The organism is Corynebacterium axilliensis (assembly GCF_046097495.1).
In the GTDB taxonomy this organism is placed as follows: Bacteria; Actinomycetota; Actinomycetes; order Mycobacteriales; family Mycobacteriaceae; genus Corynebacterium.
Window position 1 is genome coordinate 1,178,705 of record NZ_CP175768.1, and the last position, 16,827, is coordinate 1,195,531.

The 16,827-nt window shown below is 65.2% G+C and carries 16 protein-coding genes; 7 read left to right on the forward strand and 9 right to left on the reverse strand.

Annotated elements, in window-relative coordinates; genetic code table 11:
- Positions 1-28: 28 nt before the first annotated feature.
- The 3 genes from hrcA to hemW form a co-directional block, all read right to left on the reverse strand.
- Positions 29-1,063, reverse strand: a complete 1,035-nt coding sequence (hrcA, locus tag ACKFR8_RS05765; protein WP_296132886.1) for a heat-inducible transcriptional repressor HrcA — start codon at positions 1,061-1,063, stop codon at positions 29-31.
- 10 nt (positions 1,064-1,073) lie between these two features.
- A complete protein-coding gene (locus tag ACKFR8_RS05770; RefSeq protein ID WP_296132885.1) occupies positions 1,074-2,246 on the reverse strand; it encodes an ATP-binding protein in 1,173 nt (390 codons plus the stop codon).
- A gap of 142 nt (positions 2,247-2,388) precedes the next feature.
- On the reverse strand, positions 2,389-3,519 hold the full coding sequence (gene hemW / locus ACKFR8_RS05775; protein WP_408930858.1) for a radical SAM family heme chaperone HemW: 1,131 nt from the start codon (positions 3,517-3,519) through the stop codon (positions 2,389-2,391).
- 144 nt (positions 3,520-3,663) lie between these two features.
- On the opposite strand from hemW, the gene ACKFR8_RS05780 reads away from it, so the two are divergent.
- Both ACKFR8_RS05780 and ACKFR8_RS05785 read left to right on the forward strand, forming a co-directional pair.
- Entirely contained in the window at positions 3,664-5,037 is a 1,374-nt protein-coding gene (locus ACKFR8_RS05780) for a hemolysin family protein (protein ID WP_408930859.1), read from the forward strand.
- On the forward strand, positions 5,037-6,104 hold the full coding sequence (locus tag ACKFR8_RS05785) for a CNNM domain-containing protein (protein WP_408930860.1): 1,068 nt from the start codon (positions 5,037-5,039) through the stop codon (positions 6,102-6,104). Before ACKFR8_RS05780 ends, ACKFR8_RS05785 begins: the two co-directional genes overlap by 1 nt.
- A gap of 144 nt (positions 6,105-6,248) precedes the next feature.
- Here the strand turns inward: ACKFR8_RS05785 and ACKFR8_RS05790 are convergent, their stop codons facing one another.
- Both ACKFR8_RS05790 and ACKFR8_RS05795 read right to left on the reverse strand, forming a co-directional pair.
- Positions 6,249-6,917 (reverse strand): hypothetical protein, encoded by a 669-nt coding sequence (locus ACKFR8_RS05790; protein ID WP_408930997.1) that lies wholly within the window; start codon positions 6,915-6,917, stop codon positions 6,249-6,251.
- 136 nt (positions 6,918-7,053) lie between these two features.
- Positions 7,054-8,904, reverse strand: coding sequence for an AMP-dependent synthetase/ligase (locus ACKFR8_RS05795; RefSeq protein WP_408930861.1), 1,851 nt, complete (start codon positions 8,902-8,904; stop codon positions 7,054-7,056).
- 75 nt (positions 8,905-8,979) lie between these two features.
- Here ACKFR8_RS05795 and malQ point away from each other — a divergent pair, with 75 nt between their 5' ends.
- Positions 8,980-11,091 (forward strand): 4-alpha-glucanotransferase, encoded by a 2,112-nt coding sequence (gene malQ / locus ACKFR8_RS05800; protein WP_408930862.1) that lies wholly within the window; start codon positions 8,980-8,982, stop codon positions 11,089-11,091.
- On the opposite strand, the gene ACKFR8_RS05805 is transcribed toward malQ, so the two are convergent.
- Together ACKFR8_RS05805 and ACKFR8_RS05810 are read right to left on the reverse strand one after the other, a co-directional pair.
- Positions 11,072-11,218, reverse strand: a complete 147-nt coding sequence (locus ACKFR8_RS05805; RefSeq protein ID WP_296132878.1) for a hypothetical protein — start codon at positions 11,216-11,218, stop codon at positions 11,072-11,074. The genes malQ and ACKFR8_RS05805 overlap by 20 nt on opposite strands.
- 11 nt (positions 11,219-11,229) lie before the next feature.
- Positions 11,230-11,412 carry a hypothetical protein gene (locus ACKFR8_RS05810; protein WP_296132877.1) on the reverse strand — a complete coding sequence of 61 codons (183 nt, stop codon included), beginning with the start codon at positions 11,410-11,412 and terminating at the stop codon, positions 11,230-11,232.
- 23 nt (positions 11,413-11,435) lie between these two features.
- On the opposite strand from ACKFR8_RS05810, the gene ACKFR8_RS05815 reads away from it, so the two are divergent.
- Both ACKFR8_RS05815 and ACKFR8_RS05820 read left to right on the forward strand, forming a co-directional pair.
- On the forward strand, positions 11,436-12,053 hold the full coding sequence (locus tag ACKFR8_RS05815; protein ID WP_408930863.1) for a carboxylesterase family protein: 618 nt from the start codon (positions 11,436-11,438) through the stop codon (positions 12,051-12,053).
- Complete coding sequence (locus ACKFR8_RS05820; RefSeq protein ID WP_408930864.1) at positions 12,050-12,694, forward strand: hypothetical protein; 645 nt, start codon at positions 12,050-12,052, stop codon at positions 12,692-12,694. The genes ACKFR8_RS05815 and ACKFR8_RS05820 overlap by 4 nt, the downstream gene beginning before the upstream one ends.
- Here ACKFR8_RS05820 and idi read toward each other — a convergent pair.
- Both idi and ACKFR8_RS05830 read right to left on the reverse strand, forming a co-directional pair.
- Entirely contained in the window at positions 12,686-13,210 is a 525-nt protein-coding gene (idi, locus tag ACKFR8_RS05825) for an isopentenyl-diphosphate Delta-isomerase (protein ID WP_408930865.1), read from the reverse strand. The two genes, ACKFR8_RS05820 and idi, sit on opposite strands and share 9 nt — an antisense overlap.
- Positions 13,207-13,743 (reverse strand): hypothetical protein, encoded by a 537-nt coding sequence (locus ACKFR8_RS05830; protein WP_408930866.1) that lies wholly within the window; start codon positions 13,741-13,743, stop codon positions 13,207-13,209. The genes idi and ACKFR8_RS05830 overlap by 4 nt, the downstream gene beginning before the upstream one ends.
- A gap of 112 nt (positions 13,744-13,855) precedes the next feature.
- Here ACKFR8_RS05830 and ACKFR8_RS05835 point away from each other — a divergent pair, with 112 nt between their 5' ends.
- Both ACKFR8_RS05835 and ACKFR8_RS05840 read left to right on the forward strand, forming a co-directional pair.
- A complete protein-coding gene (locus ACKFR8_RS05835; RefSeq protein ID WP_408930867.1) occupies positions 13,856-15,688 on the forward strand; it encodes an ABC transporter ATP-binding protein in 1,833 nt (610 codons plus the stop codon).
- A gap of 10 nt (positions 15,689-15,698) precedes the next feature.
- On the forward strand, positions 15,699-16,796 hold the full coding sequence (locus ACKFR8_RS05840; RefSeq protein WP_408930868.1) for a MalY/PatB family protein: 1,098 nt from the start codon (positions 15,699-15,701) through the stop codon (positions 16,794-16,796).
- Positions 16,797-16,827: the final 31 nt, after the last annotated feature.

Here is a 16,827-nt window from a genome sequence, read left to right on the forward strand (position 1 = left end):
CTGTACTAAATAAGTCCGGCAGGCAAGCTTACTCGCCCGCCAAGATTTCGCTCACATAGCGTGCAACGGCGGACACCTTGGAGATTGTTCCCGAATAGTCCATATACGTCGGCCCCACCACGCCGAGGCCGCCGAGGGCCGCAGCCTGCGAGCCGGTGCCGAAGCCATAGCGTGTGGCCACCACGGAGGTTTGACGCAGCTCGTCGGCCTCGTTTTCCTCACCAATGGATACGGACACGTTGCCCAAGTCCGGCACGCGGGCCAACAGTTTGAGCACCACCACCTGCTCTTCGAGAGCCTCGATGATAGAGGGTAGCCCGTCCGGCAGCGCCACGCGCGTCAGGTTCGACGTGCCGGCCATAATAAGGCGATCGGAGGGCTGCTCCACCAGGGTCTCGATGAGTGTGGTGGCGGCTTTGAGGACGTGGGGGCGGATGTCGGCCGGGGCGTCGTTGACCAGCGCGGCCAGCTCCACCGAGGCATCCGTGAGCGTCTTGCCCTCCAGGGTGGTGTTGAGAATATCGCGCAGGCGCAGCGTCTGCTCCGGGTCGATGATGTCCGCCAGCTCCACATTGCGCTGATCGACGCGCCCATTATCCGTAATCAGCACCAGCAGCAGGCGTACCGGGGACAGCGCCACGACCTCGCAATGCTTGACGCGAGAGACCTTGAGGTTCGGCATTTGCACAACCGCGGCCTGCTTGGTCACCTGGGCCAGCAGCTGCACGGAGCGCCGCAGCACGTCTTCTAGGTCCACCCCGCCTTCGAGGAAGGTGAGCATGGCGCGGCGCTCTGCTGCCGAGAGCGGCTTGACGTCATGCAGCGTGTCGACGAACTGGCGGTAGCCCTTCTGCGTGGGCACGCGCCCGGAGCTGGCGTGTTCCTGGGCAATGAGGCCCTCGGCCTCAAGCACGGCCATGTCGTTGCGGATCGTCGCCGAGGACACACCCAGCTGGTAGCGCTCGAGCAGGGCCTTCGAGCCGACGGGTGATTGGGAGGCGATGTAGTCCGCGACGATGGCGCGCAGGACCTCTTGGCGGCGAGCATCGGTAGAGCTGGACATGTCTCTAAGGCTATCCGTTCTGGCGGGCGATGAAGTCATCAAAATTCGGCACGGTGTAGCTCACCCTTCCGTGCTCTGGGGCATAAATCAACCCTTTACTGATGAGCTTGGCCCGTACTGGACCTAACTTCTTCGTGTCTTTACCTAGGGTATCCGCGATATCTTTGCTCAAGATTTCCTCGCCACCAACCTTTGCCATCGCGGTCAAGTAGTCCCGCTCAGCTGGAGTAGCGCGGTCCCACCGGGCTTGAAAAAATCCGCGGTCCAACTGCTCAATCCCAAGCCGCGCGGCGCGACGAGCAGCATCATAATCCATAGGTGAGGTACGCGCAGTGCGCCACATTTGCGAACCAAACTCCTGAATGAAGTACGGATACTGCCCTGACACATCGGCTAGATACTCCACCGCTTCATCGTCGAATTCCACATCCTGCTTCCGCGCAGGTTCGCGGAAGGCAGCAATCGCGGCATACATGTCAAGTCTGCCGATGTGGTGCACCTCGAACATTCGCTCTGCGTAAGAGCGAGACTCTGCCAAAATACCGGGCAAGCTTGGAAGTCCAGCGCCGATGACGTAGAAAGGCAACCCCAGTTGCCCGGATTCATGCTGCGCAGAAATGAGCGCTTCGAGCAACTCCTCATCAAGGTCTTGCATTTCGTCGATGAAGATTCCTAAGGCTTTGCCCTCCTTGAGGAGCGTGGTGGTGACGGCCTCAACCACGTCGTGCAGATCAAGCTCAAGGTTTCCCGTTGCCGGCGGAATGTCTCCTATTTCAACTCCAAGGTCAATAATGTTGTGTCCGACCGAAAGTGAAAAGGATTTGACAGCCGCAGCAATATGGCGGAAGCCCTCAGAAACCTGGGCTTTTGTCCGGTAGCGCAAAGAGGCTTTTGCTAAACCCTGAGCAAGAGCTCGGCGGGCGCCTTCGCGTCCACGTGCCCCTTGCGAAGCCTCAAACTTGATTGTCAACCACTCCGCCTGGTCAGCCCTCCTTTTTAACTGGTTGAGCAGCACCGTCTTACCCACTCCACGCAAGCCAACGAGCAGCATCGGACGGCCAAGTAGTCCGTTCTGGACGCGCTTGACAAGATTGTCAAAAGCATGAAGGTCTCTCTCCCGCCCAGTAAGAACTGTCGGTGCGATGCCAGAGCCGGGAGTGTAGGGGTTTAAGGCGTCATCCATGTCGCCAATACTAGCAATATCGAGACTGACTAACAGGTTTCGCGACGTGGAGAAGGAAACTAACATCGACTAACCTCGCTATCAGGCTTCCCGACAGCAGAAGAAAAACTAATGGATTCCCGGCGGGGCTAATTCTAAGTCGCTATGCCTCCTCGGCCACGAGGAGGTCGGTAATGATGCCGTCGGCCAGCAGGCGGCCCGCCTTGCTCACGCGGAGGCGGCTTTCACACAGCTCGAGCAGGCCGCGCTCGATGAAACGCTGGGCTACGGGCTCGGCCGCCGGGGCGAGCCAGGAGGCGGGGATGCCCTCGCGCAGGCGCAGGCCCAGCATGATGCGCTCGGTGTGGCGATCAGCGTCCGTAAGCTCCTCGCGCTCCTTGATGGGCAGGCTCCCCTCCCCCACGGCCTTGATGTAGGTCCGCGGGTTCTTCACGTTGAAGAAGCGCTCGTTGCCCAGGTGCGAGTGCGCGCCCGGGCCCGCGCCCCACCAGTTGCCATCGACCCAGTAGATGCGGTTGTGCTGGCACTCGCCGCCGGGCTTGGCCCAGTTGGACACCTCGTACCACTCGAAGCCGGCGTCATCCAGGGTGGAGGAGATGGCCTCATAGCGGCGGGCCAGCACGTCCTCGTCCGGAGCCGGCAGCAGGCCCTTGGACACCTTGCGCGCCATGCGCGTGCCTTCTTCGACGATGAGTGAGTAGGCGCTGATGTGGTCCACGCCGGTTTCCAGGGCGCGCTCGAGGGTCAGGGCCACGTCGGAATCTTTTTCCGTGGGCGTGCCGTAAATCATGTCCAGGTTGACGTGCTCGAAGCCCGCGGCGATGGCCTCGCGCGCGGCATCGAAGGCGCGGCCCGGGGTATGCGCGCGCTCGAGCACCTGGAGCACGTGGGCGGAGGCGGATTGCATGCCCAGGGAGACGCGGTTAAATCCGGCGTCGAGAAGCCCGGCGAAGTACTCCGGCGAGGTAGACTCCGGGTTGGACTCCGTGGTGACCTCCGCACCCGGGGCCAGGCCGAAGGTAGAGCGCACCGTGGACAACACGCGCCCCAGGCCGTCCGCGCCCAGCAGGCTGGGAGTGCCGCCGCCAATAAATACGGTCTCGGCCGCGCGCCCCACCTGGGCGGCCGCCATCTCCAGTTCCCTGTCCAGCGCGTCCAGGTAGGCGCTGGTCAGGTCTCCTCCCAGCTCACCCGGCGTGTACGTGTTGAAGTCGCAGTACCCGCACCGTGAGGCGCAAAAGGGGACGTGAATGTAAAGACCGAATGGCGTCATGGGGAACAAAATAACTGACTACGGCGTTAAAGCGGTAGTCTAAAAAGCAGACTTTTTACCCCCGAGTTTTATAAAGAAAGGCCTCCCTACGTGGAACCTCCGAGTCGATGTCCCCACCTCCTTGCTAAGGCGGTGGGGTAAGCCATGGTGAACGCAATCCTCATGATTCTGGCGGGCTTTATCGTCATCGGCCTCATCATCGTGGCCAACGCCTACTTCGTGGCCCAGGAATTCTCCTTCATGTCGGTGGACCGCACGCAGCTGCGGCAACGCGCCGCGAGCGGCGATAAGGCTGCCGAACGGGCCCTGAAGATCACGCAGAAGACCTCCTTCATGCTCTCCGGCGCGCAGCTGGGAATTACGATTACCGGCCTGCTCATCGGTTATGTGGCCGAGCCCCTCGTGGGCCAGGGCCTGGGCATCCTCTTGGGCGGTGTCGGTGTGCCCACCGGCGTATCCGTGGCCGTGGGTACCGTGACGGCGCTGGCCATCTCGACGGTACTAACGATGCTCTTCGCGGAGCTCTTCCCCAAGAACTACACCATCGCCGCCCCGATGAAGACCGCGCTGTGGCTGTCGGCGTCGACGATGTGGTACCTGCGCCTCTTCGGCTGGCTCATCCACTTCTTCGAGTACTCCTCCAACGCCATCCTCAAGGTCTTTGGCATCGAGCCGGTGGAGGACGTCGATTCTTCCGCCACCACCGATGACTTGGAGTCCATCGTGGACGCCTCCCACGAGGCCGGCGATTTGGACGAGGACACCTACCTGGTGTTGGACCGCCTCCTGGACTTCCCGGAGCACGACGTCGAGCACGCCATGATCCCGCGCTCGCGCGTGGACGTCATCGAGCCGGAGACCACCATCGGTGAGGTCCGGGAGATGATGTCGGAGAACCACACCCGCTACCCCATCATCGATGATGAGCACAACCCCATCGGCGTGGTCCACCTGTACGACGTGCTGGGCACCGACCTGCCGCCGGCGACCGCGGCGCGCGAAATCATGCAGGAGCCCGTGGTGGTGCCGGAGCTCATGCCGCTTCCCGACGTTGTCACGGAGCTTCGCGACGCCGACGAGAAGCTCGCCTGCGTCATCGATGAGTACGGCGGCTTCGTGGGAATCGTGACCATGGAGGACTTGGCCGAAGAGATTCTGGGCGATGTCACCGATGAGCACGACATCGAGGAAACCGAGGAAATCACCGAGCAGGACGCCACGCACTGGCTTGTCGACGGCGACACGCCCATCGACGAGGTCGAGCGCGCCATCGGCCACGACCTGCCGGAGGGCGATTTCGAAACCGTCGCCGGCCTGCTCATCGCCCACGCCGGCACTCTGCCGGAGGAAGGCGAAGAGCTCGCCATCAAGCTCGAGGCCGAGCCGGACGACTGGGTCGAGGGCGATGAGGCCCCCACCCGCACGCTCAACGTGCGCGTCGAGGAGATCGACCGCCACGTGCCCTCCGTCCTGGCCCTTGAGCTGGTGGAGGAATTCCCGGAAGGAGAGGATGACTAATGACTGATTCCTGGTGGTTTAACCTCATCGTCACCCTGCTCATCATCGCGGCCTCCGCGTTCTTCGTGGTCATCGAGTTCTCCCTCATGGGCGCTCGCCGCAACCGCTTGGAGGAGACCGCGGAGTCCTCCGCCGCCTCGCGCGCGGGCCTGCGCTCCCTCAACGAGCTGACCATCATGCTGGCCGGCGCCCAGCTGGGCATTACGGCCGCCACGTTCGTCCTCGGTGCCGTGACCAAGCCGTGGGTCCATCACCTGCTCATGGCCCCGCTGGAGTCACTCGGCCTGCCGCTGGGCATTGCCGATGTCATCTCCTTCATCCTTGCCCTGTTCGTCGTCACCTTCCTGCACCTGGTGATTGGTGAGATGGCGCCGAAGTCCTGGGCCATCGCTCACCCGGAGACGGCCCTGCAGCTCATCGCCGTGCCCGCGCGCGGGTTCATCTGGCTCTTTCGCCCGCTGCTGAAATGGATCAACGTCATGGCGAACAAGCTGGTGAAGCTGGCCGGCGAGGAGCCGGTAGACCGGGCGGGCGCCGCCGGCTACGACGCCGACACGCTGCGTCACTTGGTGGAGCACTCCCGTGAGGCGGGCACGCTGGACGACGACTCCGCGGACCAGATCACCGGCGTCATCGAGCTGGAGGCCTCCACGGCCGCGCAGCTGGCCCGCGAGCACGGCTCCGAGATCCTGCCGCTGTCCTCCGACGCCACGGTGGCTGACCTCCACGACTTGGTGGTGCGCAAGTCCATCATGCGCGTGCTGGTCTACCCCCGGGATTCCCGCATCCCGCGCATCGTCCACGTCCGAGACACCCTGCTGGCAGAGCCGGACACCCCGGTGCTGGAGTTCTCCCGCCCGGCACTCGCCGTGGGCTCCTCTTCCACCGTGCAGAAGACCTTGGTCCAGATGCGCGCGCGCAACGAGCAGCTCGTCATGGTGGGAAAGCCCACCAAGGACAAGACGGTGTGGATTCTTACCTGGGATGACATCATGGGCCAGCTGTGGCCGCAGATTACGGAGCAGCTGGACCAGGCCACCCCGGCAACGAAGAACCCGGGAGCCTAAGCCTGCTGCCTCCCCCAGAGGCCAGCGCGTGACAGCGCGGGCCCCGACATAACGAAAAGCGCCACCGAGAGAGGGAATCTCGGTGGCGCTTTCCTTTTGTCCTTGTGTGTTGGCAACAAGGAAGTCTTATGGGGTGACCGCCTGCTAGGCGGTCGTGGCGGCCTGCTGCCGCTTGGCGCGCACACGGGCAACGACGGCGTCGATACGCGCGCGCTCCTCCAAGAACGGCGGCGGGTTGTGCCCGCGCATGGTGCGCACGAAGGCCGGGTGCGCCTCCACGACGGTGTGGCGCCAGGCCTGCACCGCGATGAGGGAGGACTCGCCTGCGCGCTTGTACAGGTTGGGCAGGGAGACCACGTCGAGGTTGCGGGCCACGGCATCGGTCTGGGCCAGGACATACTCCACCAGCTCGCGCAGGTACGCCGCCACCGTGGCGGTGCGACCGCGCAGGGTCTCTGCGAGCTCGGAGACCACTACGGGCGGGCCGGAGATGGGCAGGCCCTCCGCCAGCGCGCGGGCGGTGAGCTGCGTGGGCTCCTCCACGTCGTTGTCGCCGGAGGAGGCAGCGGAGATGGTGCCGGACTTCAGGCCGGACACGAGCGCCTGGCGCAGGCCGATGAGCTCGCCGACGCACCGCCCGGAATCCACCCGGGCGTCGTCGACAATGTCCCCCAGCTCGGCCAGGCAGTCGAGGGCGAGTTCGTCGTCCCAGTCCTCGATGGCCTCGATGAGGTGCTCGATGTAATCGACCACCTCATCGCCGATGTTATAGATTTCTTGGGTCAGCTCACGGTGGCGCAGCTCGGCTGCGATTCTTGTGCATAGGCTGCCCTTTCCGCGAGAACCTCTAGTTGAGGTTGAGAGTTTTTCTGACCCCGCTGACTCTATTAGAGATCCCCCGGGGACGGCTGCGCGACACTCCGAAGAAATTCACAGACTCCGTCCAGCCTTACTTCTTGCCGGCGTACAGGCGCTCAATATCCGCCGCGTAGCGCTGGGCCACGACGTAGCGCTTGACCTTGAGCGTCGGGGTCAGCTCGTTGCTCTCCTCGGTGAGGTCCTGGTCCAGGATGACGAACTTCTTAATGCCTTCTGCGTGGGACACCGTGGCGTTGACCTGGTTGATGGCGTCCTGAATATCGGCGCGCAGGCCCGGGTCCGCAGAAACCTCGCGGATGCCCTTGGCCGCGGAGATGTTGTGGTCGGCCTTCCAGCGCTTGAGCGCGTCCTCATCCAGGGTGAGCAGCACGCCCACGAACGGCTTGCCGTCGCCGACCACCATAGCCTGGGAGATCAGCGGGTGGGAGCGCAGGATATCCTCCATCGGGCCGGGCGAGACGTTCTTGCCGCCGGCGGTGACGATGAGGTCCTTCTTGCGGCCGGTGATGACCAGCTTGCCGTCCGCGTCGATCTCTCCCAGGTCGCCGGTGTTGTACCAGCCGTCGTTCAGCGCGCCCTCGGTGGCCTCCGGGTTGTTCCAGTAGCCGCTAAAGACGATGTCACCCTTGATGAGGACCTCGCCGTCCTCGTTGATGCGCAGCGTCGTGCCGCCCAGCGGCGGGCCGACGGTACCGATGGACTGATCCACAAAGTCCACGGCGGCGGCCGCCGCGGTCTCCGTGAGGCCGTAGCCCTCGTAGATGGTCACGCCGACGCCGCGGTACCAGTGCAGCAGCTCCTGGGAGATGGCCGAGCCACCAGAGATGCAGTACTTCACCTCGCCGCCCATGGCCTGGCGGATGGCGGAGTACACCAGCTTGTCAAAGGCCTTGTGCTTGGCCTGGAGGAAGCGGTCCGGGCCCTCCGGGGTGTCCAGGGCCTTGGAGTACTCGATGGCTACCTTCTCTGCCTGGTCAAAGATGGCGCCCTTGAAGGCGGAGGAACCGTGGGCCTTGGCGGAAGCACCGTTGCGCACCTTCTCAAAGACGCGCGGAACGCCGAGGATGAGGTTCGGGCGCGAGCGGGCAAACTCGACGGTAATGGTGCTGAAGTCTGCCCAGTGGTTCTGGGAGGCGCCGCCGATGGTCACGGCCAGGGATACCGCGCGGCTAAAGACGTGCGCCAGCGGCAGGAAGGTGAGCACGTGCGCGCCCGGCACGGCGATGGCGCCGATGGGGTTGGTGAGCAGGCCGCGGGCTTCGGCCAGCCAGTTGCGGTGCGTGAGCATGCAGCCCTTGGGGCGGCCGGTGGTACCGGAGGTGTAGACCAACGACGCCACGTCGTCGGTGTGGGTGGCCTGGATGCGTTCGTCCACTGTGGCGTCGTCAAGCTCGCGTCCCTCAAACTTCAGCGTGTCAATGGCAGAGGAGTTGATCTCCAGCACGCGGCGCAGCTGCGAGGGCGAGCCGTGCAGCTGCGGGGTGCCGTCCTCCCCCAGCTTGAGGTGCTGGACCAGCTCGGAGTGCTCGCGGGTTTCGGTGATGGCGAGCACCGCACCGGAGTCCTCCACGATCCACTGCACCTGGGACATGGAGGAGGATGGGAATACCGGCACGGAGATGGCACCCGCGGCCCAGATGGCGTAATCCAGCAGGGACCACTCGTAGCGCGTGGTGGAGATCAGCGCGATGCGGTCGCCCTGCTCCACACCCGAGGCAATAAGGCCCTTGGCCACCGCGTAGACCTCTTCCACGAACTCTTTGGCGGTGACGTTGACCCACTCATAATTGGCGGGGCGGGTAAACATCACGCCGTGCGGGCGCGCCTTCGCCGTATCCAGCATGGCGGTCAGGCAGGTCTCGCCCTCTTCGATGTCGAATTGCGCCGGGGTATGCGATTCATTCTGGTCGTTCTGGGTCACAGCTTGTGTCCTTTCCCACAAAAATTAATTCCAGCCCACTCTACCAACCGGAACCCCCACGCGTGGCGGGTTGACATGGCACAATTGAGCACCGTGACTACCCGAGATCTACTCCAAGAACTCGCCCAACGCCACGGGGTGGCGTGCGAGTACACCGCCCAGAACGGCCAGCCCGTCTACGTCAGCGAGGAAACCATTACCTATACGCTGCGGGCCCTCGGCGTTTCCATCTCTGACCGGCCGGATGACGAGGAACTGACGCAGGCTCTGTTCGAGGACTACCTCGCCCGCTCCTCCCGCCCGCTGCCGCCCTGCGTGGTGGCGCGCGAGGGCGCGGAAAAGTCCTTCCCCGTCCACGTCCACGACGGCGACCCGGTCTCCGTCACCATCACGTTGGAAGACGGCGCAACCCGCCCCACCTACCAGGACCCGAACGACGCCCCGGCTGCCGACGTCGCCGGGGTGATGTGGGGCGAGGCCAGCTTCCACGTCCCGGGTGACCTGCCGCTGGGCTTCCACACGCTCACGCTAACCTCCCCCGGAATCGGCGAGTACGAGTGCCCGCTCATCGTGGTGCCAAATCACCTGAGTACCGCCGATAAGTACCTGGAGCACCCGACTGCGGGCGCGATGGCGCAGCTGTACTCGGTGCGCTCGGAGAAGTCCTGGGGCATGGGTGACTTCGGCGACTTGGCCGAGCTGGCGGAGACGCTGGCTGAGACCTACGACTTCCTGCTGATTAACCCGCTGCACGCGGCTGAGCCGATCCCGCCGGTGGAGGACTCGCCCTACCTGCCCACGACGCGCCGCTTCATCAACCCGATTTACCTGCGCATCGAGGACGTTCCGGAACTGGAGCTCCTCAGCGCCGAGTTCCAGGATGACGTGGCGGAGCTCGCCGCCGAGTTCCAGCTGCGTAATCGTTCCGCGAAGGAGATTGACCGCGACTCGATCTTTGAGGCCAAGCTGCAGGTCCTCCAGGAGCTGTTTAGCCACGAGATGACCCCGGAGCGCCGGGTTGCCTTCTCCGAGTTCCAGCGCCGCGAGGGCGAGGGCCTGCGCAACTTCGCCCTGTGGTGCGCCGAATCCGAGCTGGAGCGCCACAGCGGGCGCCGCCACGCCCTGGACCTCGACGTCAGCGACTTGGCCGAGTTCTACGCCTGGCTGCAGTTTCTCTGCGACGAGCAGCTCAGCTCCGCCCAGCAGCGCGCGCTCGATGCCGGCATGAGCATCGGCCTCATCACCGACATGGCCGTGGGCATCCACCCCAGCGGCGCGGACGCGGTCAACCTCGCTGAATACCTCGCGCCGCAGTGCTCCGTGGGAGCGCCGCCGGACGATTACAACCAGCAGGGCCAGGACTGGTCCCAGCCGCCGTGGCACCCGGTGCGCTTGGCGGAGTCCGGCTACCAGCCGTGGCGCGATCTGCTGCGCACGATGCTGGGCAACGCCGGCGGCCTACGCGTCGACCACGTGCTGGGCCTGTTCCGCCTGTACTGGATCCCGCGCCACACCTCCCCGCTCAACGGCACCTACGTTAGCTACGACTGGGAGGCCATGCTGGGAATCCTGTTGCTCGAGGCCGAGCGTGCCGGCGCCGTGCTGGTGGGCGAGGACATGGGCACGCTCGAACCGTGGGTCCAGACCGCGCTGCGGGAGATGGGCGTGCTGGGCACCACCGTCATCTGGTTCGAGCACGCGGACGATAACCCGGGCCCGCGCCCGCAGGATCAGATCCGCACGATGGCGATGTCCGCCGTGGGCACCCACGATTTGCCGCCCACGCTGGCGTTCCTGCGCGGTGACCACATCGCGCTGCGCGCCCGCCTGGGGCTGCTCAACCGCCCGGTGGCGGAGGAACTAGCCGAAGACCGCGAATGGCAGGAGATTGTCAAGGACAACCTGCAGGCCTACGGCATGCTGGACAACCGCGAGGATGAGAACGACGTGCTGGTGGCGCTCCACGAGTACGTGGCCGGCACCCCGTCGGCCTTCACGGTGACCAACGTGGTGGACATGGTGGGCGACGTGCGTGCGCAGAACCAGCCGGGCACCACCAAGGACCAGTACCCCAACTGGTGCATCCCGCTGTGCAATACAGCAGGCGAGCCGGTGCTGTTGGAGGATCTGCCGCAACAGGAGCTGTACCAGCGCCTGGCGCGGGTGTCTACACGACCAGGCCGATAACGGCCACGACCACGACGAGCGTGATCATCAGCCAGAGGGTCGCGCTCACGTGGGATTTCGGGAGAGCGCGCTTGCGCTGGGGACGCTCGGGGTCCCACAGCCCTTCGCGGGGATCATTGTGAGTCATGGTCACTCATCCTAGTCTGTGGTGCGAGCGGGGCTGGTCTTCAGCGCGTCGGTGGGACTACTGGGCACGAGGCATGCCGCGAGGCGGTCAATGCCCCACATGAGGAGCCAGCCCAGCACCGTCGCGGCGGGCAGTGCCGTGACGGCCAGAAGCGCCATCTGTACCCATATGGGTGCTTGCACGAGCCATTCCATGCCCTCAGGGTAGCCTGTTGTCCATGAGCAGCGCACCTGTCGACATCACCTGCCCCGCCGGCACCCTGACCGGCCACCGCACCGGTGAGGTGAACTACTTCCACTCCATTGAGTATTCGCACATCCCGGGCGATTTCGAGAACCCCGAGCCCGCCGCCCCGCGGGATCAGGATGTGCGCACCCCGCACCCAGAGAAGGTGGCGCTGAGCATCACCGCGCCGGCCGCGGCCGCGCAGGCCCCGGTGGTGGTCTACGTCCACGGCGGGCGCTACGAGAACGGCAGCCACGAGGATCCCCGCGCCGACGGCACCGCGCTGGCGCGCACCGGCGCGGTGGTAGTGCAGCTGGGCTACCGGCTCAAGCTGCAGGGCTTGGCCCGCTTCCGCGACGATGAGCCGGGGCGCTACCGGGCCATCGAGGACCTGCAGCTGGGTTTGGAGTGGGTGCAGCGCAACATCGAGGCCTTCGGTGGCGATCCCACGAACGTGACGCTGGTGGGCCAGTCCGCGGGCGCGAATGCGGTGCTGTGGCTGGCGCGCCGCGATCACTTCCGGGGCGCCTTCCGCCGCGCGGTGGCGCTCTCTCCCGTCTTCCCCGGGAGGGCTTTGAACAGCGCAAGGCCGCGTTGCGCCAGGCCATGAAGACTCCGATCACGCGCTCGTCGCTGTCGCAGCTCAGCGCGGAGGAGCTCGATGCCGGGTACGCGAAGTTCCGCAAAAAGTACGGACTCGACATCGCGCTGGGCCCCACGCCGCTGGACTGTGCCGAGCTTGCCGACGTGCCCCTGGTCCTCACCACCACCCGCGACGAGATGTACGCCATCCCCGCCACGCAGAAGGCCGACCGCTCCCCCTTCCGCAGCCTCATCCTGCGCTACCTGGCACCGCGGGTCGGCTTCCCGCGCAACGGCTTCCGGCCGTGGTACCAGGTGGCGAAATTCCTCGACCCGCAGCGCCCGACGGGGCGGCTCATCGGGGACGCGCTCATCCGCCGCTGGGCGGTGGAGGCCTCGGAGAAGGCCCCCGGTACGACCTGGATGGTCGAGTTCACCCGCACCTCCGGCCCGGCGCTGCACTGCGACGAGCTCCCCCTCATCTTCGGCGAGAGCCCGCTGTGCACGTGGCTCAGTAACTTCGCGCGCACCGGCGAGCCGGGCTTTGAGGAGTACCGCCCCGAGCACACCATCTGGGAGTACAACCTCGATAGCGGCGAGCACCGCATCGCCCACGGCAGCCTAGACTACATTTCCGCGGCCTTCGCGCGGGACGGCGGGCTACTGTAGCAGCGCGCGGCGCAGCGGCTCTTCCGCTAGTTCTTCCACCATCCAGGGGCTAAACGCGAAGGGCGTCGCCGCCGCGGCAGCGATGAGCTTGTCCGCGTCCACCCACGCCACGGAGTCGACCTCGTCCGGGTTGGGCTGCGGGTCGCCCGCGCCCTCGAACAGGTAGACGGGGCAGAGTTCGTGCTCGACAATGCCGGAGGAGTCCACCGCGCGGTAGGAAAAGTCCGGCAAGACGAGACGCGGCTGGCCCTCCAGCCCCAGCTCGAAGCGGGCGCGGCGCACCACCGCCGCCGCCGTCTCCTCACCGGGGCCGGGGTGGCCGCAGAAGGAGTTGGTCCACACGCCCGGCCACGTCCGCTTGGACAGCGCGCGGCGGGTGAGGAGCACCTGGCCCTCGCGCACCACCCACGCCGAGAACGCGAAGTGCAGCGGCGTGGTTGTGGTGTGCACGGTGGCCTTGGGCGCGGTGCCGATAGCCTCGCCGTCGGGCGAGGCGAGGACGACGAGCTCCGTCATAGGTTGAGGTCTCCGACGTAGGAGACGTTGCCGATGCTAAAGCGCGCGTTCCACAGGTTTCCCGGCGAGACGTTGTAGAGGTACTGCAGGTTGGTCGAGGCCCCCGCGCCCAGCGGGTGGTCCAGGCCCGGCGCGGGCAGGTCAACGTTAACCTCGGGGTCGTAGGCAATCGGGGCCACCTTGGCCCAGCCACCGTTGCCGTCGGCGCGCTCCAGGGTGGGTTCCTCAAGGGCGTCGGCCGGCATGGGCACCTCGTTGAGGTTGTGGATCTTCACGGTGACCACGGTGCCGCCGGAGCCGGTGTAGAGGCCCTGCAGCTCGAATTGCACGTTGAGCCCTTCGTCCTTCACGGGCTCCGCCAGGTTTTCGGTCACCTCGTGGGTGTCCACGTCCTTGGCTTCAAACGTCGGCTGCTCCGAGCTGGAGACCACAATGTTGTCCTGCAGGCCTGAGTCCGGCGGCTGGAGGACGCTGCATGCAGACAAAACAACACCGCAGAGGGGCACGCACGCCACGGGGAGGTACTTCTTCACCGCGAATCCTTTTCCATTACTATCTTGGGCCACTACGTGGCACTGATTCGGTTCCTCCCTACCTTAGACCACGAGTTGGATATTCCCCGCAAGGGCGTATCATCGGCCGGCGATGAACTCTATTCTCCGCATCGTCCGCAGTGCCTCTGCCCTGTGGCCGTTTTATATTGGCGTCCTTGTGTCAGCGTCGGTCACCGCGATTCTGTCGCTGCTGACCCCGTTTATCATGCGAGAGGCCACCGACACTGTTGTGGAAGGCGGGCCCTTAAAGACGATCATCTGGCTCGTCGTCGCGCTCTTTGCCGCCGACGCCATCGGTAACGCCGTGAAGAACGTGGGCGGCTATATCGGCGACGTCATGGTGGCCCGGCTGCGCCAGATCCTGTCCACGCGCTACTTTGCCAAGCTGCTCTCGGTGCCGCAGGGCTATTACGACAACCAGGTCACCGGCACCATCATCGCGCGCCTGGACCGCTCCATTGCGAACGTCACGCAGTTCCTGCAGTCCTTCTCTAACAACTTTTTCGTCATGCTCATTGAGGCCGCGGCGGTGCTCGTCATCACCGCGGTGTACTACTGGCCGCTGGCTGTCCTGCTGGCTGCGCTCTTCCCCATCTACATGTGGCTGACCGCGCTGACCTCGAAGCGCTGGCAGAAGTTCGAGGCCATCAAGAACGAGAACATCGACGTGGCCAACGGCCGCTTCGCCGAGGTCATCGGTCAGGTCAAGGTGACCAAGTCCTTCGTGGCGGAGGCGAGGGAGCTGCTGTCCTTTGGCAAGCGCTACCGCACGGTGGTGGATACGACGAAGCCACAGTCGCGCTGGTGGCATTCCATGGATACCGCGCGCGGCGTGGCCATGGCGCTCATCTTCATGGGCATCTACGGCCTGATTTTCTGGCGCACGCTGGAGGGCCACTTCTCCATCGGTGACATGGTCATGCTGCTGCAGCTGGTGAACATGGCCAAGCAACCGGTGTTCATGATGAGCTGGATCGTGGACGTGAGCCAGCGCGCCGTGGCCGGCTCCAAGGACTACTTCAAGGTCATGGAGGAAACCCCGGAGCCAACGGTCAACCCGCAGCTCGTCGCCGCCGCCACGGCGTCGGATACCCCGGAGCTCGACCTCACCCCGGTGGAGCCGCTGCGGCCTGCCGACGGCCCCGTCTTCGCCTTCCAGGACGTGGCCTTCTCCTACGAGGCCAACAAGCCCGTGGTGCGCGACATCACCTTCGCCGCCCACGAGGGCCACAAGGTGGCCTTGGTCGGCGAATCCGGCGGCGGCAAGTCCACTCTGGTCAACCTCCTGCTGGGCCTGTATCAGCCCACCGCCGGCACGCTCACCGTGCTGGGCCACGACGTCTCGGAGCTCACGGCGGCGCGCCTGCGGGCGTCGGTAGGCGTGGTGTTCCAGGAGTCCTACCTCTTTTCCGGCACGATCCGGGAGAACATTGCCTACGGCAAGCCCGGCGCCAGCCTGGAGGAGATCGTGGACGTGGCCAAGCGCGCCAACGCCCACGGCTTCATCGAGGAATTCCCAGACGGCTACGACACTGTCATTGGTGAGCGCGGCCTCAAGCTCTCCGGCGGCCAAAAGCAGCGTGTGGCGGTGGCCCGCGCCATGCTCAAGGACGCGCCCATCCTGGTCCTCGATGAGGCCACCTCTGCGCTCGACACCAAGGCGGAGCGCGCGGTGCAGCAGGGCTTGGATGAGCTGATGAAGGACCGCACCACGCTCATCATCGCCCACCGCCTGTCCACCATCGCCGACGTGGACACCATCGTCACCTTGGACCACGGCCTCATCTCAGAGATCGGCTCCCCGGCCGAGCTGGCGCAGTCCGGCGGCATCTACGCGGAGCTGCTGCGCCTGACGCAATCCGCCTCCGCGGCGGACCGCCAGCGGCTGAAAAAATACGGATTTGTGCAGAACTCCGACGAGTAGGCTGGGGCGCATGCGTTTTCCTAGCTTGAAAGAACTCGCCGCCCGCGGCACCCGCAAGTGGACCGTCTACGACGAGGACGTCATCCCCCTCTGGATTGCTGAATCGGACTTCCTCACCGCCCCCGCGGTGAAGGAGGCCATCCAGGAGGCGGTGGACGCCGAGTCCTTCGGCTACACTCCCGCGCCGAAGGCCTCGCAGCTCAACGCGGCGCTGGCGGATTTTTATGAGGCGCGCTACGGCTGGCGCCCGCAGCACGTGTTTTGGATCGGGGACGTCGTCCGCGGCCTCCTCCTAGGCGTGCAGTACTTCACCGAAGGCCCCGTCGCCGTGCCGGTGCCTTCTTACCCACCGCTGCTGCAGCTTCCGGAGACCGCCGGGCGCGAGAAGATTGAGACCTCCTTGGAACTCGGCGATATCGAGCACGCCTTTAAGAATGGCGCCGGCTCCATCCTGCTGTCCCACCCGTACAACCCGCTGGGCATCGTCTTCGACGAGGAGTGGCTGCGCGGGCTGGTGGAGCTGGCGGATAAGTACGATGCGCGCATCCTCTCCGATGAGATTCACGCCCCGCTGGTCTACGACGGCCGCCACATTCCGCTGGCGTCGCTGTCGGACCGCGTCATCACCGTCACCGCCACGTCCAAGGCGTGGAACACCGCGGGCCTTAAGTGCGCACAAGTCATCCTGTCCAACGCGGCCGACGTGGACACGTGGAACGGCCTGACCGGCGTGGCCAAAGATGGCACCGGCACCCTCGGCGTGCTGGCCGCGGAGGCGGCGTACAGCAAGGGCGTGGACTTCCTGGATGAGGAGGTGGCCTACCTCAAGGACACCCGCGATTGGCTCCTGGAGGAGCTGCCGAAGCGCGTGCCGGGGCTCAAAACCTCCCACCCGGGCGCGACCTACCTGCTGTGGCTCGACTTTTCAGAGACCGCCATCGGGGATGACCCGAAGCCAGCCGCCTGGGTGCGCGAGCACGCCAAGGTAGCCCTCAATGAGGGCGTGACCTTCGGCACCGGCGGCGAGCACCACGCGCGGCTCAACTTCGCCACGTCCCGCGAGGTGCTGGAGGAAGCGCTGGACCGCCTGGAGAAAGCTTTCGCCTAAATATTTACATCTCACGTCATGGGCACTATCC